The 21,853-nt window shown below is 64.7% G+C and carries 25 protein-coding genes; 16 read left to right on the forward strand and 9 right to left on the reverse strand.

The window, feature by feature from the left end:
• Positions 1 to 5: 5 nt before the first annotated feature.
• The gene (locus tag NKI49_RS11145) at positions 6 to 929 is read right to left on the reverse strand and encodes a LysR substrate-binding domain-containing protein (protein WP_352598755.1); all 924 of its coding nucleotides are present in this window, start codon (positions 927 to 929) and stop codon (positions 6 to 8) included.
• Between the two features lie 119 nt (positions 930 to 1,048).
• Between NKI49_RS11145 and NKI49_RS11150 the strand changes: the two genes are divergently transcribed.
• The 7 genes from NKI49_RS11150 to NKI49_RS11180 all read left to right on the forward strand — a co-directional run bounded on the left by NKI49_RS11150 (position 1,049) and on the right by NKI49_RS11180 (position 6,632).
• Positions 1,049 to 2,422, forward strand: coding sequence for an MFS transporter (locus NKI49_RS11150; protein WP_352598754.1), 1,374 nt, complete (start codon positions 1,049 to 1,051; stop codon positions 2,420 to 2,422).
• A 68-nt stretch (positions 2,423 to 2,490) separates the two neighbouring features.
• Positions 2,491 to 3,675 carry a cell wall hydrolase gene (locus tag NKI49_RS11155; protein ID WP_352598753.1) on the forward strand — a complete coding sequence of 395 codons (1,185 nt, stop codon included), beginning with the start codon at positions 2,491 to 2,493 and terminating at the stop codon, positions 3,673 to 3,675.
• Positions 3,676 to 3,932: 257 nt separating this feature from the next.
• A complete protein-coding gene (locus NKI49_RS11160) occupies positions 3,933 to 4,340 on the forward strand; it encodes an AtpZ/AtpI family protein (protein WP_352598752.1) in 408 nt (135 codons plus the stop codon).
• A 59-nt stretch (positions 4,341 to 4,399) separates the two neighbouring features.
• A complete protein-coding gene (locus tag NKI49_RS11165; protein WP_352598751.1) occupies positions 4,400 to 5,158 on the forward strand; it encodes a F0F1 ATP synthase subunit A in 759 nt (252 codons plus the stop codon).
• A gap of 84 nt (positions 5,159 to 5,242) precedes the next feature.
• Positions 5,243 to 5,467: a F0F1 ATP synthase subunit C gene (locus NKI49_RS11170; RefSeq protein ID WP_013896722.1), complete on the forward strand. Its 225-nt coding sequence runs from the start codon at positions 5,243 to 5,245 to the stop codon at positions 5,465 to 5,467.
• A gap of 63 nt (positions 5,468 to 5,530) precedes the next feature.
• Positions 5,531 to 6,130, forward strand: a complete 600-nt coding sequence (locus tag NKI49_RS11175; protein WP_352598750.1) for a F0F1 ATP synthase subunit B — start codon at positions 5,531 to 5,533, stop codon at positions 6,128 to 6,130.
• A 10-nt stretch (positions 6,131 to 6,140) separates the two neighbouring features.
• Positions 6,141 to 6,632, forward strand: coding sequence for a F0F1 ATP synthase subunit B (locus NKI49_RS11180; protein ID WP_027023007.1), 492 nt, complete (start codon positions 6,141 to 6,143; stop codon positions 6,630 to 6,632).
• Between the two features lie 318 nt (positions 6,633 to 6,950).
• Here NKI49_RS11180 and rnhB read toward each other — a convergent pair whose 3' ends face one another.
• Complete coding sequence (gene rnhB, locus NKI49_RS11185) at positions 6,951 to 7,646, reverse strand: ribonuclease HII (protein ID WP_352598749.1); 696 nt, start codon at positions 7,644 to 7,646, stop codon at positions 6,951 to 6,953.
• A 129-nt stretch (positions 7,647 to 7,775) separates the two neighbouring features.
• The gene (locus NKI49_RS11190) at positions 7,776 to 8,930 is read right to left on the reverse strand and encodes a PA0069 family radical SAM protein (protein WP_352598748.1); all 1,155 of its coding nucleotides are present in this window, start codon (positions 8,928 to 8,930) and stop codon (positions 7,776 to 7,778) included.
• A 151-nt stretch (positions 8,931 to 9,081) separates the two neighbouring features.
• Between NKI49_RS11190 and NKI49_RS11195 the strand changes: the two genes are divergently transcribed.
• Entirely contained in the window at positions 9,082 to 9,603 is a 522-nt protein-coding gene (locus NKI49_RS11195) for a glycosyltransferase (protein WP_352598933.1), read from the forward strand.
• 146 nt (positions 9,604 to 9,749) lie between these two features.
• Entirely contained in the window at positions 9,750 to 10,724 is a 975-nt protein-coding gene (locus NKI49_RS11200; protein ID WP_352598747.1) for a hypothetical protein, read from the forward strand.
• Positions 10,725 to 10,754: 30 nt separating this feature from the next.
• On the opposite strand, the gene moaB is transcribed toward NKI49_RS11200, so the two are convergent.
• From moaB to NKI49_RS11230, 6 genes are all read right to left on the reverse strand, one after another.
• A complete protein-coding gene (gene moaB, locus NKI49_RS11205) occupies positions 10,755 to 11,309 on the reverse strand; it encodes a molybdenum cofactor biosynthesis protein B (RefSeq protein WP_352598746.1) in 555 nt (184 codons plus the stop codon).
• A complete protein-coding gene (locus NKI49_RS11210; RefSeq protein ID WP_352598745.1) occupies positions 11,296 to 12,195 on the reverse strand; it encodes a 4-(cytidine 5'-diphospho)-2-C-methyl-D-erythritol kinase in 900 nt (299 codons plus the stop codon). Before NKI49_RS11210 ends, moaB begins: the two co-directional genes overlap by 14 nt.
• A gap of 26 nt (positions 12,196 to 12,221) precedes the next feature.
• Entirely contained in the window at positions 12,222 to 12,407 is a 186-nt protein-coding gene (locus NKI49_RS11215; protein WP_027023000.1) for a membrane protein, read from the reverse strand.
• Between the two features lie 139 nt (positions 12,408 to 12,546).
• Entirely contained in the window at positions 12,547 to 13,410 is an 864-nt protein-coding gene (locus NKI49_RS11220; protein ID WP_352598744.1) for a S49 family peptidase, read from the reverse strand.
• Between the two features lie 79 nt (positions 13,411 to 13,489).
• Positions 13,490 to 14,290: a tRNA1(Val) (adenine(37)-N6)-methyltransferase gene (locus NKI49_RS11225; protein ID WP_352598743.1), complete on the reverse strand. Its 801-nt coding sequence runs from the start codon at positions 14,288 to 14,290 to the stop codon at positions 13,490 to 13,492.
• Complete coding sequence (locus NKI49_RS11230; RefSeq protein WP_015318845.1) at positions 14,290 to 14,514, reverse strand: putative signal transducing protein; 225 nt, start codon at positions 14,512 to 14,514, stop codon at positions 14,290 to 14,292. Before NKI49_RS11230 ends, NKI49_RS11225 begins: the two co-directional genes overlap by 1 nt.
• Positions 14,515 to 14,718: 204 nt before the next feature.
• On the opposite strand from NKI49_RS11230, the gene NKI49_RS11235 reads away from it, so the two are divergent.
• From NKI49_RS11235 to NKI49_RS11265, 7 genes are all read left to right on the forward strand, one after another.
• Entirely contained in the window at positions 14,719 to 15,735 is a 1,017-nt protein-coding gene (locus NKI49_RS11235; RefSeq protein ID WP_027022997.1) for a polyprenyl synthetase family protein, read from the forward strand.
• Positions 15,736 to 16,010: 275 nt separating this feature from the next.
• Entirely contained in the window at positions 16,011 to 16,679 is a 669-nt protein-coding gene (locus NKI49_RS11240) for a GntR family transcriptional regulator (RefSeq protein ID WP_352598742.1), read from the forward strand.
• A 163-nt stretch (positions 16,680 to 16,842) separates the two neighbouring features.
• Positions 16,843 to 17,442 carry a biotin transporter BioY gene (locus NKI49_RS11245; RefSeq protein WP_352598741.1) on the forward strand — a complete coding sequence of 200 codons (600 nt, stop codon included), beginning with the start codon at positions 16,843 to 16,845 and terminating at the stop codon, positions 17,440 to 17,442.
• Positions 17,443 to 17,454: 12 nt separating this feature from the next.
• Positions 17,455 to 17,898, forward strand: coding sequence for a DUF1284 domain-containing protein (locus tag NKI49_RS11250; RefSeq protein ID WP_352598740.1), 444 nt, complete (start codon positions 17,455 to 17,457; stop codon positions 17,896 to 17,898).
• Between the two features lie 232 nt (positions 17,899 to 18,130).
• Positions 18,131 to 19,906, forward strand: coding sequence for a tetratricopeptide repeat protein (locus NKI49_RS11255; RefSeq protein WP_352598931.1), 1,776 nt, complete (start codon positions 18,131 to 18,133; stop codon positions 19,904 to 19,906).
• Positions 19,907 to 20,090: 184 nt separating this feature from the next.
• The gene (locus NKI49_RS11260) at positions 20,091 to 21,011 is read left to right on the forward strand and encodes a glycine--tRNA ligase subunit alpha (RefSeq protein WP_196807013.1); all 921 of its coding nucleotides are present in this window, start codon (positions 20,091 to 20,093) and stop codon (positions 21,009 to 21,011) included.
• A gap of 113 nt (positions 21,012 to 21,124) precedes the next feature.
• Positions 21,125 to 21,811: an endonuclease domain-containing protein gene (locus tag NKI49_RS11265; protein WP_352695631.1), complete on the forward strand. Its 687-nt coding sequence runs from the start codon at positions 21,125 to 21,127 to the stop codon at positions 21,809 to 21,811.
• The last annotated feature ends 42 nt before the right edge of the window (positions 21,812 to 21,853 follow it).

A 21,853-nucleotide genomic window follows, 5' to 3' on the forward strand; every position in this document is an offset into this window, starting at 1 on the left:
CGTGATCACGCCGCGTTGCGCAAACCGTTGTCATTAGCCCGCGCGCCGTCGGGCAATGCCTGCCGCGCCGCGTCCAGCAATATGTCGGCGAGGCGGGCCGCGACCGGCTCGGGTTCGGCATCCCTGCTATAGAGGAACAACGCCAATTTGGGCAGTGCCGGCAGCCCGGCGATCTCCGGCGTCAACGCGCTGACACTGGCCGGCAGGCCGATCTCGGTGCGGATCGTCAGCCCCAGTCCCGCCGCCACGGCCGCCCAGATGCCGCCAAGGCTCGGGCTGGAGAAGGCCATCCGCCACGACAGGCCGGCGCGGTCGAGCGTTTCCGTCGCCACGGTGCGCAACAGGCACGGTGCCTCGAACGCCACCAGCGGCAGCGGCTCGCCGGCGCGCGGGCTGGTCTCGATGCGCTTTGCCGGGCCGATCCAGCGCATCTGCACGTCGGCGACGTGCCGGCTATGGGGCGGCGCCTCGCCGCTGTGCCAAGCGAGCGCGATGTCGAGATTTCCTGACGTGACCCTTTCGGCGAGCTCGTGGCTGCGCGCGATCCTGGCCTCGATCTTGACCTTCGGATGGGCGCGGGCGAAGCGGCCGAGCACTTCCGGCAACACCGCCTCGCCGAAATCCTCCTGAAGGCCGAGCCGCACCCAGCCTTCCAGCTCGACATCGTGGATGGCGGCTGCCGCCTCGTCGTTCAGGTCGAGCAGCCGTCGCGCATAGCCGAGCATGGTCTCGCCAGCCTCCGTCAGGGCGAGGCCGCGCCCCGATTTGCGGAAGATCGGCGTTGCCGCCTGTTCTTCCAGTTTCTTCAACTGCGCGCTGACCGCCGAGGTCGACCGGCCGAGCCGGTCGGCGGCCTTGGCGAAGCTGCCAAGCTCCATGCCGGTGACGAAACTTCTGAGAACGTCGAGGTCGAATGTCACGCGCCGCACGATTATCGTCCTGCTTTTTAGAATTATCTATCCAAAACTTCCTGATTTTAGGGACGAAGTTATGGCGCTAAAGACATCCCGTCAAGGCCAGACCGCTGGCCCGCCACGGGAATGAAATCATGTCCGCCATCGTCGATTGCACCGGCCAAAAATCGTCCGAATGCCTGAAGCACGGGCCCGCCAACCCTGCCGAAAGGGCATTCAAGCCCGGGCACCGTTGGAAGGTCCTGGGCCTCGGCGTCGCCGCGAACGCCAGTTTCTCGGCCACGTTCGCCGGCATACCGGCCACGGCGGTCGTGCTTCGCCAGGCCTATCATCTGGGCAATGCCCAGCTTGGCCTGGCGCTCGGTCTGCTCGGGCTGGGGGTCGCGCTCAGCGAACTGCCCTGGGGCCTGCTCACCGACCGCTGGGGCGATCGCCGCGTGCTTCTGACCGGGCTCGGCGCGACGGCGGCCTGGCTCTTCGTCATGGCGATGCTCGTCGTGCCGACGAGGACCGATGTCCCCGGCGTCACCCTGCTGTCCGCGAGCCTGCTCGTCACCGGGCTGCTCGGCGGCAGCGTCAACGGTTCGAGCGGCCGCGCCATCATGGGCTGGTTTCGGGAAAACGAACGCGGCTTCGCCATGAGCATCCGGCAGACCGCGGTGCCGCTTGGCGGCGGCCTCGGTGCGCTGGTCCTGCCGTCGCTTGCGCTGTCGTCCGGCTTTGCCGCGGTGTTCGGCCTCCTGGCGGCCGCCTCCGCTCTCTCTGCCCTGTTCGCCTGGAGCTGGCTGCACGAACCGCCGGCAGCGGGCGAGGGCCACGTCGTCGCGGCGGCTGTCGCAGGCCCGGCGCCGCTGCGCAATGTCGAGGTCTGGCGCATCGCCACCGCCATCGGCCTGCTCTGCTTCCCGCAGGTGGCGGTGCTCACCTTCGCGTCGGTGTTCCTGCACGACTTCGCCGGGCTGGGAACGGCGGCGATAAGCGCGAGCCTCGCCGCCGTCCAGATCGGCGCCATGGTCATGCGTGTCTGGAGCGGCCGCTTCACCGACCGCAACGGCAACCGCCGCCAGTTTCTCCGCTCGTGCAGTGCGCTCAGCGCGCTTGCCTTCACGGTGCTGTGGTTGCTGGTTCTGGCCGGTCCCGCCCTGCCGGGCGGCCAGGTCTTGCTGATCGCGGTATTTCCCCTGGTGCTGATTGTCGCAGGCATCTCCGTCTCCGCCTGGCACGGCGTCGCCTATACCGAGCTTGCCACGCTTGCCGGTGCCGGCCACGTCGGAACCGCGCTCAGCCTCGCCAACAGCTTCGTTTTCGTCGGCTTCTTCCTGGTACCGGTGGCGATTCCGGGGCTCCTGCACCTCTGGTCGTGGCCCGGCGTCTGGCTCGCGGCGGCCATCTGCGCACTGGGCGCCTGGCCGGTCTTCCTGCGGCCGGCCCGAACCCCCGCCGCAAAACCGCCCCACTTCGAAACGACGACCCTGAGCCGACTGAGAAAACCCGATCGAAGTCGTTAACGTCCCATCAAGGTTAATGCATCATTTTGCTCTCCAGTGGGGTCAGTAGCGTTCCTGGAGAGAGTTCCGTGCATCGACGTGTCTTGACGCGGCTTGTCGCCGCCGCCGGTGAGAAGAAGCGTGGCTTTCTGACGCCGTTCGTCGTCGGCCTCGGCATCTGGATCGGCTTTCCGACCGTCGCCGCCTACCAGGACATGACGAGCCTCGTTTCCGGCCTCGAAGCGTCGAGCGCGCGCTGGAATTCCTATGTCGAGAAATCCGTCGCCGGCTCGGTCCAGGCCGCCGAGATGCCGTTCGCCGATTCCGACATCACCGGTTCGATTTCCGGCTCCGGTGTCCGCCTCCCCGGTGTCGGCGCCGTATCGTTTCGCGGCAAGGGCGGCAAGGTCAGCGCAACGCCGGACGAGGCACGCGTCCTGCGCGCCGACAAGAAGGGCCGCGTCGTCCAAATGTCTCCCGTCGCCCCGCCGAAGAACTTCAATGCCGGGTCGATCTTCGAGCGCACCTCGTCCCTGACGCGGCCGAGCATGGATGGCGACCTGAAGATGGCCTTCGCCAAGCCGCAGATCAAAGGCAAAGAAATCCAGATCGCCGCGGCGTTCCATGCGCGTGAGGACAAGAAGCCCGATCCCGGCGTGCCGTCCATGCTTGCCGGCTTGGTCAACAACGACCATCCGGACGTGCTGGCGACCGCCTATGCGCAGTCCGCGCCCGACTATGCCAAGGCCTCGCCTTTCGAAGCGCTCCTGCAGGATGAGCAGCCGAATGATGGCCGCTTCATCCCGCCGATGGCCAAGGGCGATCATTCGTGGATCCAGACCCCGTTGCCGGCAAGCGTCTTTTCCCAGCCCGAGCAAAAGTGCCTGGCCAACGGCATCTATTTCGAGGCGAGGAGCGAATCCTTGCGCGGTCAGGCCGCCGTCGCCCAGGTCATCCTCAACCGCGTCCGCAACCCATCCTATCCGAACTCGATTTGCGGCGTCGTCTACCAGAACGACAACTGGTTCAACCGCTGCCAGTTCTCGTTCGCCTGCGACGGCAGGAAGAAGCGCATCGACAGCCCTGTCGCCTACAAGACCGCGCAGGACATCGCCATGGCCGTCAGCGCCGGCAAGATCTTCATCCCGGAGGTCGGGTCGTCGACCCATTACTACGCCCAATATGTCCATCCCGGCTGGGCGCGCACGATGCAGAAGATGACCAAGATCGGCCTGCACATCTTCTACCGCACGTACGGCGGCGGCTGGAGCTGAGTGCCCGCACGCCCGCGATCTTTTCGCGCGGTCCTGCGGCCGATCGAGGAGCCATTGTCCGGGGGGATTCGCGCGACGCACCCCCGTCATCGCGGCGGGCACGATGTCGCACCTCTCTAATCCGCTGATTTCATTCACTAAAATACATGAGTATGAACTTCCGCCCGTGGCTTGACGGGCGCAAACCCTCTAACTATGTTGCCGGCGACTTTAGAAGCGGACGGACGGTGACGGTCTGACCGGGCAGGGGGGTTGCGATGGCCGAGAAGAATGGGCCAGGCGGAACCGGAGAAACCGGCCGCGGCAATCAGCATGAAACCGGCATCCGCGACGACGATCTTGAGCGACGTCGGCGTGAACTTGAAGCATCGCTTGCGACAAGGTTGCCGAACCGGCTCGAGGGGAAAGACGACGCGAAAGCGGGCAGTGTGGCCGGATATGGCCAGGCGCTCAAACTCTCCAGCGAGTTTATCGCCGGAGTAGTGGTGGGTGCCGGCATCGGCTGGATCATCGACCGGCTGGCGGGGACATCGCCATGGGGTCTGATCGTGTTTCTGCTGCTCGGGTTTGGCGCCGGCGTGCTCAATGTCATGCGTTCGGCGGGCGTTGTTGCTGAATTCGGGCAGGGCGACAGATCGCGCCGTGACCAGGACGACACGAAATGACCGCGCTTCATGTGCGGCAATGGTAACGAGGCCGCACGCGGCATTGACGGGGATTGAAAGTGGCAGCTGACAAGGTCGATCCGATCCACCAGTTCCATATCAACAAGCTGATACCGATCGAGATCGGCGGCTATGACCTGTCATTCACCAATTCGGCGCTGTTCATGGTCGCCACCGTGGTCGTCGCGGCGGCGTTCCTGTTCCTGACCACGTCGAGCCGCAGCCTTGTTCCCGGCCGGCTCCAGTCGGTCTCCGAAATGGCCTACGAGTTCGTCGGCAACATGTTGCGCGATGCCGCCGGAACGCAGGGCATGAAGTTCTTCCCCTTCGTGTTCTCGCTGTTCATGTTCGTGCTGGTCGCCAACCTGCTCGGCCTGTTCCCCTATTTCTTCACCGTCACCAGCCACATCATCGTCACCTTCGGCCTCGCTGCCCTGGTGATCGCCACCGTCGTCGTCTACGGCTTCATGAAGCATGGGTTCGGCTTCCTGAAACTGTTCGTCCCGCATGGCGTGCCGGTGTTCCTGCTGCCGCTGGTGGTGCTGATCGAGGTCATTTCCTTCGTGTCGCGCCCCGTCAGCCTCTCGGTTCGTCTGTTCGCCAACATGCTGGCCGGCCACATCACGCTGAAAGTGTTCTCCGGGTTCGTCGTCAGCCTCTCCGCGCTCGGCGCGGTCGGCGTCGCGGGCTCGGTGCTGCCGCTGGCCATGGCCGTGGCGCTGACGGCGCTTGAACTGCTGGTCGCCTTCCTGCAGGCCTACGTCTTTGCCGTGCTGACCTGCATGTATCTCAACGACGCCCTGCATCCCGGGCACTGACCAAAAATTTCCGGCCCAAGAGTTTCCAACATTGCCGCCGGAATGGAATAACAACGGAATTTCAGATCCAAAGGAGTTGAACAAATGGACGCAGAAGCAGCAAAGTACATCGGCGCTGGTATCGCTTGCCTGGGCATGGGCGGCGCGGGCATTGGCCTCGGCAACATCTTCGGCAGCTACCTCTCGGGCGCGCTGCGCAACCCGTCGGCCGCCGATGGCCAGTTCGGCCGTCTGATCTTCGGCTTCGCCGTGACCGAAGCTCTGGGCATCTTCTCGCTTCTCATCGCGCTTCTGGCCCTGTTCGGCTGAACCTCTGCGTTGATTGGACAGGCCGGCCGCGAAAGCGGCGGGCCTGATATCAGGGAATAGTCCATGTTCGTGACATCTGCCTTCGCGCAAGAGTCCGCGCCATCAACCGATACCAGCCACGCTGCGACGGAAGGCGACACGCAGTCCGGCACCAGCGTGCCTGCCGAAGCGCACGGCACGTTTCCGCCGTTCGATCCTGCGACCTTCCCGTCGCAGCTTCTGTGGCTGGCGATCACTTTCGGGCTGTTCTACCTCTTCCTGAAACGGGTCGTTATGCCGCGCGTCGGCGGCATCATCGACGTCCGCAACGATCGCATCAGCCAGGACCTCGACCAGGCAGCCAGGTTGAAGGGCGAGGCCGACGCCGCCGTTGCTGCCTACGAGCAGGAACTGGCGGAAGCCAAGACCAATGCCAATTCGATCGGCCAGCAGGCCAACGATGCGGCCAAGGCCGAAGCCGAGACCGCGCGCAAGAAGGTCGAGGCCGCGCTCGATGAAAAGCTTGGCGCGGCCGAAGCGCGTATTGCTTCCATCAAGGCCAACGCCATGAAGGAAGTCGGCGGCATCGCCGAAGACACCGCCTCGGCGATCGTCGAGGCACTGGTCGGCGGCAAGGCCAGCAAGGCCGAGATCGCGGCCGCGGTCAAATCCGTGGCCCGGTGAGGAGCGCATCATGGACGCCACATCTCTAGCAACGCTCTGGGCAACGATTGCCCTGGTCATCTTCCTGGGCGTCGCCGTCTACATCAAGGTGCCCCGCATGATCGCGAAGGCGCTCGATGCCCGCGCCGCCAGGATCAGCAACGAACTCGACGAAGCGCGCAAGCTGCGTGAAGAGGCCCAGCAACTGCTCGGGCATTACCAGCGCAAGCGCAAGGAAGCCGAACAGGAGGCCGCCGACATTGTCGCGGCCGCCAAGCGCGAGGCCGAACTGCTCGCTGCCGAAGCGCACAAGAAGACCGAGGACTACGTCGCCAGGCGCACCGCGCTTGCCGAGCAGAAGATCGGTCAGGCCGAGCGCGAGGCGATCGGCGAAGTGCGCGCCAGCGCCGTCGACATCGCCGTCGAAGCGGCACGCACGCTGCTCGCCGGCAAGATCGACGCCAAGGCCGGAGCGGAGTTGTTCAAGGCTTCGCTCGCGGACGTGAAGGCAAAGCTCAACTGAGCCGATCGCGTCAGGAATTGAAAAGGCCGCCCGGGAAACCTGGCGGCTTTTTTTATTTCGGCTGGGATGATCTCCCCCCTCGAGGGGGAGATGTCGCCGAAGGCGACAGAGGGGGTCGGTACGTCCAGGCGCAACCTCTTATCCGGCAAAAAAGGATGTCGGCGCTTCACGCGCGGCGACCCCCTCTGGCCTGCCCGTCCTCCGCAGCAGCTGCGCTGCAGCTACGGAGGGTGGACCGGCCATCTCCCCCACGAGGGGGGAGATCGGCTGTCATCGCCGCTTCGCCAATCTCTTTGTGACGCAGTCGAGCCCAACAGCTCAATCGAGCCCGTCGAAACTCTCTTCTTCCACCACTTCCGTCCCGCCGAGCCTGAAGGGCGCGAACGATACGCGGTGCAGCCGGGCGACCGGCCCGTGTGCTTCGATCGCCGTGCGATGCCGGACGGTGGCGTAACCCATGTGGGCCTCGAAACCGTAGCGGTCGTGATGATTGCCGCAGCCGCACATCATGCGGTCGCGCATCACCTTGGCGACGATGGAGGCGGCCGCGATCGACTGCGAGCGCTGATCGCCCTTGATCAGCGCGCGTCCGGCGCAAGGCAATCCGGGCGGCACGTCGCGGCCATCGGCGAGCGCGAGCTTCGGCTGAACCGACAAGCCGACCAGGGCGCGGCGCATCGCCTCCACGCTGGCCTTCAGTATATTGCTGCCGTCGATGCCCTCGGCGCTGATCGACGCCATCGAAACACCCTGCGCGGAACCGAGAATGCGCAGGAACAGCGCCTCGCGCTGCAAATGGCTGAGCCGCTTGGAATCGTCTAGGCCTTCGGGGATGTTGGCGGGGTCGAGCACCACCGCCGCAGCGACCACCGGCCCGGCGAGCGGGCCACGGCCGGCCTCGTCCATCCCGGCCACCGGCCACAGGCCTTCGGCCATCGCCTTCGTCTCGAAGGAGAAATCGGGTTTCTCGACGATTTCGAAGAGAGGCGGAGAATCAGAACGCGCGCGAGCCATGTTGCGGCGAGGTTCGCATCGGCTCCGATTCTCCGCAAGTCCCTCCGGGTCGGGTGGGGCGCCGGACCGGGAGGGCACCGTCTGCAGGCCGGGGCAGGCCGGACGGGATTCAACAAGCGAAAGGCAAGTTTAGAGCAGCATCAGCTGCTCCTGGTCCTTTCCGGCCGCGACGAACTGGTCGGTCCTGAGCGTGCGCCGCTCGGCATTGAGGCCGAGCCGCTTGGCGGTGATCTCGAAGCGCCGGCCGATCTGCCAGGCATAGGGACCGGCGCCCTTCATGCGCTTGCCCCATTCCGAATCGTAGTCCTTGCCATCGCGCATCGAGCGTATCAGCGACATCACGTGACGGTAGCGGTCCGGATAATGGCGCAGCAGCCAGTCCTTGAAGATCGGGCTGACCTCCAGCGGCAGGCGCAGCACGACATAACCCGCCTCGCGCGCGCCGGCGGCACACGCCGAATCGAGGATGCGCTCCATCTCCTGATCGGTCAGGCCAGGGATGATCGGCGCCACCATCACCGAAGCCGGAATGCCGGCATCCGAAAGCTGCCGGATCGCCTCCAGCCGCTTGGTCGGCGTCGACGCGCGCGGTTCCATGGTGCGCGCCAGCATGCGGTCGAGCGTCGTCACCGACAGCGCCACCTTGGCGAGCCCCCGTTCGGCCATGCGCGACAGGATGTCGATGTCGCGCGTCACCAGTGCTGATTTGGTGACGATGCCGACCGGATGTCCGCGCGCCTCCAGCACTTCGAGGATCTCGCGCATGATCCGGTATTGCTTCTCGATCGGCTGGTAGGGGTCGGTGTTGGTGCCGATGGCGATGGTGCGCGGCTGGTAACCGTCCTTCGACAATTCCTTGTCGAGCAGCCTTGCGGCATCCGGCTTGGCGAACAGCTTGGATTCGAAATCGAGGCCAGGCGACAGGCCCATGAAGGAGTGCGTCGGCCGCGCGAAGCAATAGACGCAGCCATGCTCGCAGCCGCGATAGGGATTGATCGAGCGATCGAAGGAAATGTCGGGCGATTCGTTGCGGGTGATGATGGTGCGCGGCTTCTCGACCTGCACCTCGGTCTTGAACGGCGGCAATTCCTCCAGCGAATTCCAGCCATCGTCGAAGACATGCCGGCTGACCGGCTCGAACCGCCCGGTCGGATTGATGCCTGCCGACCGGCCGCGGTTGCGGTCGGGACGGATACGCACGCCGCTCTGTTCGATCATCGCGTTGGCCATCTCGGCTCTTCCTGCTCCGAAAGCCGCGATGTCGGCGCGCACGATCTGTTCCATCTTCGCCCGCTCCCAGGGACTGTCCATGTTGTGCCGGATTGCTCTGTTCATGAAAATAATCCTATCTCAGCAAAAAGAACAAAGCAAGAACTTTTTTATGCTGCGTGGCAAAAACTGGCGCCCGGAACGGCTTTCCGCTATTCGGCTAGCGATGCTCAGTGTTCTCATCGAAACCCGCAATGACGAGGAGGCTCTCGCCCGCACGCTCGCTTCGCTGATCGGCGGTGCGGTGGAGGGCGTGGTGCGCGAGGTCGTCGTCTGCGATGCCGGCTCCACCGACCAGACGCATCGCGTCGCCGAGCATGCCGGCTGCCACTACGTGGCCAGCGGCGGCATCGCTGCCGGCATCCGACAGGCCAAAGGCGACTGGCTGCTCATCCTGGAGCCCGGCGCGCGGCTGGTGGAGGGCTGGATCGACGCTGTCGTCGCCCACACCGCCAGGCAAACCATGGCGGCGCGGTTCTCGCGGGCGCGCGGCAGCCGCATGCCGTTCCTGGCCCGGGTCTTTTCCGGAAACCGGGCCCTGGCCGACGGACTGGTGATCAGCAAGCGGCAGGCAGCCTCGCTGTCGAAGAATGCCGCCGGCGCCGAGGCGCTGGCGCGCGGCCTAGCGACGAAGCGGCTCGACGCCGAGATCTGGGTGGCGCCACCCAAACAGGGCGCGCGGAAGTGATTTTTTGCAACTGCACACTCTGTTGTGCATTGCACAAAATCTGACGTGAGATTAGCGTCCCCGTCAGGTGGGCGAATTGGGTTTGGGTCATGCCGAGCGGTGGGCACCGATGCAGCGTCGGTGCCGCTCTCATAACCGAGGACCCAATGAACCTTTCACCCCCCGACAACTCCGGCGCCGCCAGTCTCGAGGCAATTGCGCGCAATGGCAGCCTGCTGCGCCGTATCGCCGTGCGCATTCCGACTTACCTGAAGGATTTACGCGAAAATCCCGCCTGGCTGCCGATGTTCGTCCTGGCCCGCACCATGCCCGGGCGGCGGATGCACTGGCTGGGCGCGAAACGCGCCCGTCCGGCCGACAATGCGGGGGATACGATGTTCGCAGGCGTCGAGCGCGAGGCGGCGGTCGATGCGCTGCGCTCCGACGGGCTGTTTTCAGGCTTGGTCCTGCCGCCGGAAATCCATCAGGAGATCGCGAATTTTGCCCGACGCACGCCTTGCTTCGGCAATTTCGACCGCCGTATCGAGTTCATGCCGGACGAGCATGCCGAAGCCGAAAAGCGTTATGGGCGGCCGCTGCTCAGCGGGCATTATTTCGAGCGTGTCCTCGACTGCCAGGCGGCACTCGCCATACAGCGCGATCCGCTGCTTCTCGACATCGCCGCGCATTATCTCGGCGGCCAGGCGAAACTGATCACGACGCGCGTCTGGTGGAGCTTTCCGACCGGCGCGGCCTCGGACGCCGACAAGAACCTTGCCTCGCTCGGCAAATATCATTTCGATCTCGACGATTGGCGGATGCTGAAGTTCTTCTTCTACCTGATGCCTGTCGATGCCGGCACCGGTCCGCATGTCTACGTCAGGGGCAGCCACAGGCGCCGCAGCCTCAAGCACCAGCTGACGCTTCTCGTCGGCCATCCAGCCGAGGATGTGCTGAACGTCTATGGCGACGAGAGCCCGGTGACGCTGACCGGCGAGGCTGGGCTGGGCTTCGTCGAGGATCCGTTCGGCTTCCACATGGGCACCGTGCCGGCGCGCACGCCGCGGCTGATGATGGAAGTCGGCTTCGGTGTTTCGCGCCCCTCGCGCCGGCGCTTTCACGGCGAGCCGGTCATCCGCTGAAACCTTGCGTCCGGGGACGCAGGACGGCAGCTACGGAGCCGATTTGCCGCGCCGCAGATGCTCGTCCAGGCGCGGCATGATCTCGACGAAGTTGCAGGGCATATGGCGGTAGTCGAGCTGCGCCTTCAATATGCCGTCCCAGGCGTCCTTGCAGGCCCCGGGCGAGCCCGGCAGCACGAAGACGAAGGTGGCGTTGACGACGCCGCCGGTCGCCCGGCTCTGGATCGTCGAGGTGCCGATCTTGTCGTAGGAGATGCGGTGGAACACTTCCGAAAAGCCGTCCATGCGCTTTTCGAAGATCGGCTCCAGTGCCTCCGGCGTCACGTCGCGGCCGGTGAAGCCGGTGCCGCCGGTGGTGATGACGACATCGATCGCCGAGTCCTTCGACCAGTCGAGCACCTTGTCGCGGATGTTCTCGCGGTCGTCGGTGACGATATCGCGGGCGGCCAGGATGTGGCCGGCCTCGGTGATGCGGTCAGCCAGCGTCTGGCCGGATTTGTCGTCGGCGAGGCTGCGTGTGTCCGAAACGGTCAGCACCGCGATGCGCACGGGGATGAAGGAACGGCTTTCGTCAGTTCTGGCCATCAGCGCCCTCCGATGCGATGCTGCGCGTCGCCGCGACGAACCAGTCGGGCTGGCGGGCGCGGATCTCGGCGGCCGCGCGTTTGGCGACGTTGCCGGTCTCGAACAGGCCGAAGCATGTCGCGCCCGACCCCGACATTCGCGAAAAACCCGATCCAGCCTTGTTCAGCCATGAAAGCGCCCTGCCTATGGCGGGCTGTAGCGCAAGAGCTGCCGGTTCAAGATCATTGCGGGTGATCTCCAGCCAGTTGCGCAGGCTGTGAAAATCGATGCGGCCCGGCAGCGGCGGCAGGCCCTCATTGTCGCGCCGCGACAGCGCGTTGAATATTTCGGCCGTCGAGACAGGAGTGCCGGGATTGACCAGCACCAGCCCCAACGCCGAAAAATCCGGCACGATGGACAGCTCGTCGCCAATGCCGCGCGCGACCAGCGGCTTTGCCGCCAGGCACATCGGCACATCGGCGCCAAGCGAGAGGCCGATCCGCGCCAGCGCGGCGTCATCGATGTCCAGGCCCCATGTCTCGGCCAGCCCGCGCAGCACCGCCGCCGCGTCGCTCGACCCGCCGCCGACGCCGGAGGCAACCGGCAGGTTCTTTTCGAGCTTGATCGAAACCGGCGGCGTTCTCTCTGGTCCAGCCTGTTTTCGCAGGGCGTCGCGCGCCTGGAGCACGAGGTTGGCGGCGTCGAGAGGAACCGTCGGCGCGTAGCGGCCGGAAACGGTGAAATCGTCGCCGTCGGCAAGCGCGATCTCGACCCGGTCGCCGAAACGCGTGAACACCGCCAGGCTTTCGATCAGGTGATAGCCGTCGGGGCGCCTGCCCGTGACATGCAGCGCTAGATTGATCTTGGCGTGCGCTGGCCAGATGCGCGAACCGATATCGGTGTCCACGGCGTCAGTCGTCTGCGGAATGATGCTCAGTCCTTGGCCAGCCGGTATTCGCCGGTCTTCGGGTCCTTGACCAGCGTACCCATCGCGCCGTTCGCCGCCTGCTTTTCAGTGCGCCGCACCTTGGCGGTCACGCGCTCGGCTTCCCGGATGAAAGTGCGGTAGCCGAAATAGGCGGCGACGCCAACGACGGTGAAGAAAATGATCTGCGGCATGTCGAAACTCCTCCCACGCTAGGCCGGCGAAGGCGGCCGGTCGGGTCGGTTGATGCATGTCACCCAAAGCGGTTTCGGCTTTGGGGAAACGACATGCCTACGATTTCAAGCGCTCATGCTAGACGGTTTTGCATGGTTTTCAAAGCCCGAACCGAGCCCACAGCGCGCGCTCTTCCGCCGCATCGATGATGCCGCTGGCCGCGGCGGCGGCGATGTCGGGCGCCGAAAAGCCCTGGCTCGACCCGAACAGGCCGAAGCGGCTGAGGAAACCGCGCGGCGCGGTGATCAGCTTGAGTTGGGTCTTCTCCCCGAACCTTGTCTTCAGCACCGTGCGCATGTCGCCGAGCGCGTCGACCAGGCCGAGCTCCAGGCCTCTCTTGGCGGTCCAGAACAGGCCGGTGAACAGGTCCGGATCATCCTTCAGCTTCGTGCCGCGCCGCTCCTTGACCAGGTCGATGAAGGTTTCGTGGACCTCGAGCTGCAGCGCCTTCAGCCGTTCGACGTCTTCCTTCTTCTCGGGCTTGAACGGGTCGAGCACCGCCTTGTTCTGGCCGGCGGTGTGGACTCGGCGCTCGACGCCGATCTTCTTCATCAGTTCGGGGAAACCGAACGAGGCCGAGACCACGCCGATCGAGCCGACGATGGAGGACGGATCGGCGAAGATTTCGTCGCCGGCGACCGCGATCATGTAGCCGCCCGATGCCGCGACGTCCTCGACGAAGACCAGAACCTTCTTGTTCTTTTCCGTCGCCAGGTCGCGGATGCGCTTGAAGATCAACCGCGACTGCACCGGCGAGCCGCCGGGCGAATTGATCGATATGGCGACCGCCGGCGCGTCGAAGGAAAAAGCCTTTTCGATGAGGCCGGCGGTAGAGGCAAGCGACAGCGTCGGCCGGAACTGGCCGCCACCGGCCATGATGGTGCCGTGCAGCCGCATGACCGGAATGGTGACGACGCTGGAACGCCAGGATTTAGGCAGCAGGCGGTTGAAAAAGCGCTTCACGATGGCGAGGTCTCCGGCCGGTGGGTTGCAGGCATGTAGGAATTCCCCGGCCAACGGCAATGTGGCCGGCGACAATAGCTCAGTCTCCGAACAGCGAGGCGAGACCGTTGGCGATCATTTCGCTGCGCTCGTCCGGACCGTTGCCGGAGCGCGCATGCAGCATCAGGGGCGGGCGGATGGCGAGTTTCCCGCGCGCGCCGAGCGCCGCCCGCACGATGATGCGGATCGCCGCCGCATCGGGGCGCGGGTGGACGGCGAGCATCTCGGCATCGCCGAAGCGGCCGGCAAGCGCGCCGAGAATGGCGCCGAGCTGGTCGGGTCGCGCGATGACGGCAAGCCCGCCGCGCGGCCTGACCACGGCCGCCGCACTGCGGATCCAGCTCTCGAACAGCCCGTCCTCCATCACATGCGCTTCCTTTCTCAGCCGGTCTGGTGTGGCGCGGTCCCGGGCGGCGTTGAAAGGCGGGTTCATGATGACGAAATCGAAATCATTGTCGGCGAGACCGGCCGCCGCGCGCGCCCGGCCCGACACCGTGACGTCGGCGATCAGAACGGAGGCGCGGTCGCTGAGATGCGCGTTGCCGGGATGGGCAAGGGTGGCGGCCGCGAAACGTGCCATTTCCGGCGCGCGCTCGACGAGCACGGCCTCGGCGGCCGGGCAGCGAGACAGCACCGCAAGCCCGGCGGCCCCGGCTCCGGCGCCGAAATCGGCGAGGCGCCCGCCAAACGCGGATGGCACGGCCGCCGCCAGCATCATCGCATCCATGCCGGCGCGATGGCCGCCCTGCTTGGGCTGCACGAGCCAGAACCGGCCGCGATGAAAAGCGTCGACCGTGTGGGCCGGCGTGTCCGAAACAAGGGCGGCTGGCGCGGCTGACATTATTTTCCGCGGATCTCGTTGGCGATGCCGGCATCGGTCAGGATGCGCCGCGCCGCGTCGGCCTGGTCGGCGTCGACCATGACGCGCCGCGGCAGGATCCCGAGCGAACCGTCGAGCACGCTCATGTTCTGGTCGGCGACGAAGCAGCCGATGCCGGCATCGCGCATCAGCGATTCGACAAAGGAGATGATGACCGCGTCGTTGGTGCGAATGAGCTCTATCATCGGGCGAAACTCTCAGTTTGCAGCACTTCTGTAAACGGGCAGGCGGATTTGCCTGGCGAAGAAGAACTTCCTTGGCGCCGGTCGGCACGCTGTCGTCATCGCCGCGCTAATTCGCCTCTTGCCGTGGCTATGTCCGCCGCCCTAGAGTCCATGCGGGATCAAGGGTGCCGTCGCACGCGTTATATCAAGACGGGAGAGTTTGTCGTGGGTGTCGTTCTCAACATCGAAAACGGGAAGCGGGAACCCGCGTCCATCAAGGATCTGATCGACCTGACGGCGGCCGATATGGGGCGTGTCAACGAATTGATCCTGTCCAAGGCTGGCTCCGACGTCGAGATGATCCCGGAGGTCGCCAATCACCTGATCTCGTCCGGCGGCAAACGGCTGCGGCCGATGCTGACGCTCGCCGCAGCCCAGATGTTCGGTTATGCCGGCGAGGGCCATGTCAAGCTCGCCACCTCGGTCGAATTCATGCACACCGCAACGTTGCTTCACGACGACGTCGTCGACGAGAGCGGCATGCGGCGCGGCAAGAAGACCGCCCGCATGATCTGGGGCAACCAGGCGAGCGTGCTGGTCGGCGATTTCCTGCTCGGCCAGGCCTTCCGCATGATGGTCGATGTCGGCTCGCTCGAAGCGCTCGATATCCTGTCGAGTGCGGCCTCGATCATCGCCGAGGGCGAGGTCATGCAGCTTGCGGCCGCCAAGAACCTCGAAACCACCGAGGACGAGCATTTCGCCGTCATCAAGGCCAAAACCGCGGCGCTGTTTTCGGCCGCCGCCGAAGTCGGCCCCGTCATCGCCCAGGCGACCCGCAACGACCGTGCGGCGCTGCGCTCCTACGGCATGAATCTCGGGCTTGCCTTCCAGCTCATCGACGATGCGCTGGATTATGGCGGCACCAGCAAGGATCTGGGCAAGAATGTCGGTGACGATTTCCGCGAGGGCAAGGTGACCTTGCCGGTCATTCTCGCCTACCGGCGCGGCACCAAGGCCGAGCGCACCTTCTGGAAGCGCGCCATCGAGGACAATGTCACCGACGACGCCGGCCTGGAAAATGCGATCGGCCTGATGACCCGCCACGGCGCCATCGCCGATACGATCGGCCGCGCCCGCCATTTCGGCGAGATCGCCCGCGACGCGCTGGCGCCGCTGGAAGCGACGCCGCAGAAATCGGCGCTGATCGACGTCATCGATTTCTGCATCAGCCGGGTGAACTGAAGCCGTCTCATCCGGGCTCCGGCTACTTCGCTTTTCCAGGCAATACCATCGCGGCGAGCAGGGCTGATGACGATGCACGCTCCTGCACGGCCTTTCCGTGCAGGAGCGTGACGGCGTGCCGAAGAAGCGCCTTCACCATCTCGTCACCGTCGCCATGCAGGCGCTGGACGCAAGACTGGCAGAGCGCCCTTGACTTGCGGCGCCGCTTTAAAGCAGTTGTGAAAGCCGGTCCCACCATCTCGACAAGACGCCCCGCCGCAAATTATCTATAAAACATGGCAAAGGGCACGGACGACACCATCGCGGTGCGCATCAGCAAGGCATTGGCGGACCGCATCATCTCGGGCGCGATCGAACCGGGCGCTCGGCTTCGGCAGGATCATGTCGCCGAGGAGTTCAACACCAGCCATGTGCCCGTGCGCGAGGCCTTCCGCCGGCTCGAGGCGCAAGGCCTTGCCGTCAGCGAGCCGCGCCGTGGCGTGCGCGTCGCGGCTTTCGATCTGGGCGAGGTCAAGGAAGTCGCCGAAATGCGGGCCGCGCTCGAAGTGCTGGCATTGCGCCATGCCGCGCCGCATTTGACGGCGGCCATTCTCGACCAGGCCGAGGAGGCGACCAAGGCCGGCGACAAATCCCGCGACGTCAGGTCTTGGGAAGACGCCAATCGCGCCTTTCATCGCTTGATCCTGGCGCCATGCGGCATGCCGCGCCTGCTTGCCACCATAGACGATCTCCACGCCGCGAGCGCACGCTTCCTGTTCGCGGCGTGGCGCTCGGAATGGGAGGTGCGCACCGACCAGGACCACCGGGCGATCCTGGCCGCCTTGCGGCAGGGAAACACCGAATCGGCGGCGGTGACGCTGGGGCGGCATGTCCAATGGATTGGCCGCAAACCGGTCAAGACAGCCTCCGGGACCACGCGGGAAGCGTTCGCGATCGTGGGTTAGAGCAACTCCGGCAAAAATGCGAGACGGCCGTCCGGACCTGCCTGACGAACAGCGTTGGATTGGCCTTTGCACAGCGAAGGCTTGCTATCTCCGAAGAATTGTGGATTCGATAATAGATCGAAGTCAGAAATTATCTATAATTCAGATCGATCGAAGGAATCCAATGGCAAACATCGCATTCTCGTCCCGCAAGGCCTCTTTCAGCCCGCTCAGGCTCCAGGATCGCGCGCTCGGCTGGCAGGTCGGAGCCGTCGTGCTCGGCACGCTGTTTCTGGCACTGTCGTCCTACATCGAGGTGCCGATGGTGCCGGTCCCGGTGACCATGCAGACCTTTGCCGTGACATTGATCGGTGCGCTCTATGGCTGGCGGCTTGGCGCGGTCACCATCGCCGCCTGGCTGGTCGAAGGCGCGGTGGGCTTTCCGGTCCTGGCCGGAGGGGCAGCCGGTTTGTCGCATTTCGTCGGCCCGACAGGCGGTTATCTCTTCGCCTTTCCGGTCGTCGGCGCGCTTGTCGGCTGGCTGGCCGAACGCGGCTGGAACGGCAACAGGGTGGTGCTTGCCTTCGCCGCCATGCTGCTGGGCAATCTTGCCTGCCTGGTCCTCGGCACGATCTGGCTCGCCGTCATGATCGGCACCGAACAGGCCATCACCTTCGGCTTCTTGCCTTTTCTGCTCGGCGGCTTGCTGAAGTCGGCGCTCGGCGTGGCGACCCTGAAGCTGTTTTCAGGCTACAGGCCGGAGCCGACCGATCTCAGGCCGTAAGAATAGCCGCGAATGACGATCAGGCTGCGCGCCCATCACCTCCTTTGCCTGCTCACCTATGTGGGCAAGGGATACAGCCCCGCTTTCACCGCCAATTATGACGGGATCGCGAAGCGCCTGAGCCTGGGCGAGGACATCCTCCTCGTTTCCGGGCCCGACGACGTCTGTGCCCCATTGCTCGACGATCCGGAACCGCACTGCCTGCGTGAAAGCGCGGCCGAGCGGGACCGGCAGGCAGCGGCAGACCTGGGGGATCTGCTGGCCCGGCCAACCCGGATCGGCGACCGCCTCGATCTCGATGCGGCAACCTTGGCGCGGATGCGCGAGGCGTTTTCGGCCGGCCTCGTGCGCAAGGCCTGTGACGGCTGCGAATGGAACGCGCTGTGCGGCACGGTCGCGGCTGATGGGTATCGCGATATCCGGGTACGGCGGTCGGCTTTGCCGGGCAAGCGCTGACATTGGCGCTGACATCCCTGCATGTCCGGGCTCCGCGCAGCGCCCAAGTCCAGCCTCGAAGGCGAAAACGATCCTTCCACCATGTTTTGTTAATCGGGTGCCCCGATTGTGAATTGGAAGCGGATTGAAGCCCGACCCCAAAAAGGCCATGCTTTGCCCCGAAGATCGAGTAAAGTTCGAGTCTACGTCGATCCCGCTGACGCGGAGATGGCGCGCGGCTGAAAGGGATATGATGCAGCAAGGACGTGCACGCTGGCTGGCAAGGCTGGCAATTGTGACAGGCATGGCGATCTCGGCTCTGCCGGCCTATGCCAAGCAAACCAGCGAACCGGTCAAGATTACCTCGTTCTCGGGCGCCTATCTGGCGGCCCGGATCGCCGAAGGCGACAACGATCTCGACGGCGCCATCGCCTACTACAAACAGGCCCTGGCCTTCAATCCGGGCGACACCGCCCTGCAGCAGAGCCTGATGCTGTCGCTGATCGCGCAAGGCCGCTTCGACGAGTCCCTGGTCTATGCCGACAAGCTCAAGGAAGTTCCCGATGTCGAGCGCTTCTCGCGCCTGGCGCTCGCGGTCGATTCCTTCCACAAGAAGGATTTCACCAAGGCGCAATACTGGCTCAAGCTGTCGCTGGAATCCGATCTCGACCGGCTGATCTCCGGGGTCATGTCCGGCTGGGCCGAGCAAGGTGCTGGCCAGCCTAGCGATGCGATGGCCTCGATCGACAAGCTTCAGGGACCCGATTGGTTCGGCCTGTTCAAGTCCTTCCATCGCGCGCTGATCGCCGATGCCTCTGGCATGCCTGAAAAGGCCGACGCGATCTACGCCGCGACGATGCAGGATACGGCGGCCGGCGGTGCGGCCCCCGAGACCTGGATGCGCAACGCGCAGGCCTATGCCTCCTTCCTGGCCCGCAAGGGCGACAAGGCAAAGGCGATATCGGTGCTCGATCAGGCCGAGGCGTTTTCGCCGGGCAAGCTGGAAATCGTCGCCTTGCGCGACAGGATCAGCAAGGGCGACAAGATCGAGCCCCTCATTGCGGGCCCGTCGGATGGCGCGTCGGAGATACTGCTTGACCTTGCCACCGCGCTCAACCGCGGCGGCGGCGAGCCGTTCGTCCGTCTCTACCTGCAATACGCGCTGGCGCTCAAGCCCGACAGCGACGCGGCCCTCGTGCAACTCGCCGCCGTCTCCGAACAGTTGAAGGACGGCGAGGGCGCCATTGCGCTCTACCGGCGCATCCCCGACTCTTCGCCGCTGAAGCAGCTGTCTGACCTCCAGCTTGGCCTCAACCTTGCCGATCTCGACCGCCACGATGAGGCCATCACCCATCTGAAGGCCTTCATCGACGCCCATCCGAACGATATGCGCGCCTATCTGGCGCTCGGCGGGGTCTATTCGTCGAAGGACGATTTCCGCTCGGCTGCCAATCTCTACGACAAGGCTGTCGAGGCGCTGAAGACACCGACCGCCGCCAACTGGAACATCTTCTATCAGCGCGGCATCGCCTATGAGCGCCTTAAGGAATGGCCCAAGGCCGAGCCGAATTTCCGCAAGGCGCTGGAGCTGCAGCCTGACCAGCCGCAGGTGCTGAACTATCTCGGCTATTCCTGGGTCGACATGAATATGAACCTCAAGGAAGGCCTGGCGATGATCCAGAAGGCCGTCGATCTCAGGCCGAGCGACGGCTACATCGTCGATTCCCTGGGCTGGGCCTATTTCCGGCTAGGCAGGTTCGATGACGCGGTCCGTGAGTTGCAACGCGCCGTGTCGTTGAAGCCGGAGGATCCGGTTCTGAACGACCATCTCGGCGATGCCTACTGGCGCGTCGGCCGCAAGCTGGAGGCAACCTTTCAGTGGAACCAGGCGCGTGACCTGAAACCCGATCCCGGCGTGCTCGCCGCCTTGCAGCAGAAGCTGATGAAGGGCCTGCCGCCGATCGTATCCAACACGGCGCAGGAAAGCCCGAAGGTCAAGCCCGAACCGGTGCCCGCCCCGAAGGGCTGACGGGCAATCGATTCACGAACGAATTGTCGAAGCTAGCGCCGCCCCTCGATGAGGGGGCGGCGCAAATCTGAAGCGATTGCCCCTGCAAGGGCCTGACCCCTTTGCCTTGACGGTTGCCGGCCGGGCATCTACGAGGTGCCGCATCCTGCCGGAGGCTGCCGTGACGATTGAAATTCCCGCCCATATGCATCCCAGCCGCTCGTTTCAGGGGCTGATCCTGACCTTGCACAATTACTGGGCCGACTATGGTTGCGTCATCCTGCAACCCTACGACATGGAGGTCGGCGCCGGCACGTTTCACCCGGCAACGACCTTGCGTGCGCTCGGGCCAAAGCGCTGGAACGCCGCCTATGTCCAGCCTTCGCGCCGTCCCAAGGACGGCCGCTATGGCGAGAACCCGAACCGGCTGCAGCATTATTACCAATACCAGGTGATCCTGAAACCGAACCCGCCTAACCTGCAGGAGCTCTATCTCGGCTCGCTGGCGGCGATCGGCGTCGATCCGCTGCTGCACGACATCCGCTTCGTCGAGGACGATTGGGAAAGCCCGACGCTGGGCGCCTGGGGGCTTGGCTGGGAATGCTGGTGCGACGGCATGGAAGTCTCGCAGTTCACCTACTTTCAGCAGGTCTGCGGCATCGAATGCGCGCCGGTGGCGGGCGAGCTGACCTACGGGCTTGAGCGCCTGGCCATGTACGTGCAGGGCGTCGACAATGTCTACGACCTCAATTTCAATGGCCGCGAGGGCGCCGACAAGGTCACCTATGGGGACGTTTTCCTGCAAGCCGAGCAGGAATATTCGCGCCACAATTTCGAACACGCCAACACGGCAATGCTGCTGCGCCATTTCGAGGACGCCGAGGCCGAATGCAAGGCGCTGCTCGATGCCGGCGCGCCGGCGTCGAACGACAATTCGCCGATGCACCGCATGGTCTTCCCGGCCTATGACCAGTGCATCAAAGCCAGCCATGTCTTCAACCTGCTCGACGCGCGCGGCGTGATCTCGGTCACCGAGCGGCAGAGCTACATCTTGCGGGTGCGCAATCTGGCGAAAGCCTGCGGCGAGGCGTTTTTGCTGACGCGGGCCGGCGGGCTGGCGGCCTGAGTTCAGGCACCCTCCGTCATCAATTCGAGGGAAGTGTTGATCGGCGATAGAATGCCGCTGGGACCAGCCATTGTACGCAATGCCTGTCGCACGCCCGGCATCGAGAAGGCGCCGTGGGCCTGCGCGGTGAAGCAGGCGCTGAGCGCGAGGATCTGCAGAAGTCTCGATGCCGTTTTCATGGTTTTCAGCCAATAGTTCCCTGCCTGAGCGTGGGTCGCTCCAGCGCTGCGTTCGGTTCATGGAAATCTTTGATCCAAGGACGAGCGGGATCGTCCCGCCCCGACAAGAGGGCTAAAATTTCTGGAAAGGGTGACAGCGGCCAACCGAGTTGCTATGGCCTCTTTACCTCCCCCTTGATGGGGGAGGTCGCCGCGAAGCGGTGGGTGGGGGTGATAGCGCGATTTCCCATGCCGAAACTCGATCGGTTCAAGTTGCAGTCCGCACAACGGCTGCGTGCGGCAATGACCGATGAGGAGCGCATATTGTGGCGGCATCTCTGGCGCATACCCGTCGAGGGCACGCATTTCCGCAAACAGGCGTCGATCGGTATTTACTTCCCCGACTTCATCTCACATCGGCTGAAGCTGATTGTCGAAGTCGACGGCGCCCACCATGGTTTCGACGACCAACAGCGCCATGACGAGCTTCGAACAAAATGGTTTGAGAACCAGGGTTATCGCGTCATCCGCTTCCGGAACCATGAAATCAAAAACGAACTGGATTCCGTGCTCGATACGATCTATGCGGCGGTGGAAGAACGAAAATCACACCTTGGCCTACGAGACGCCGACGGCGCTTGAGACCGAGACGCCGCCACCCCACCCCGGCGCTAACGCGCCGAC

Origin of the sequence: Mesorhizobium sp. M0587, from assembly GCF_040320945.1 — a bacterium.
In the GTDB taxonomy this organism is placed as follows: Bacteria; Pseudomonadota; Alphaproteobacteria; order Rhizobiales; family Rhizobiaceae; genus Mesorhizobium.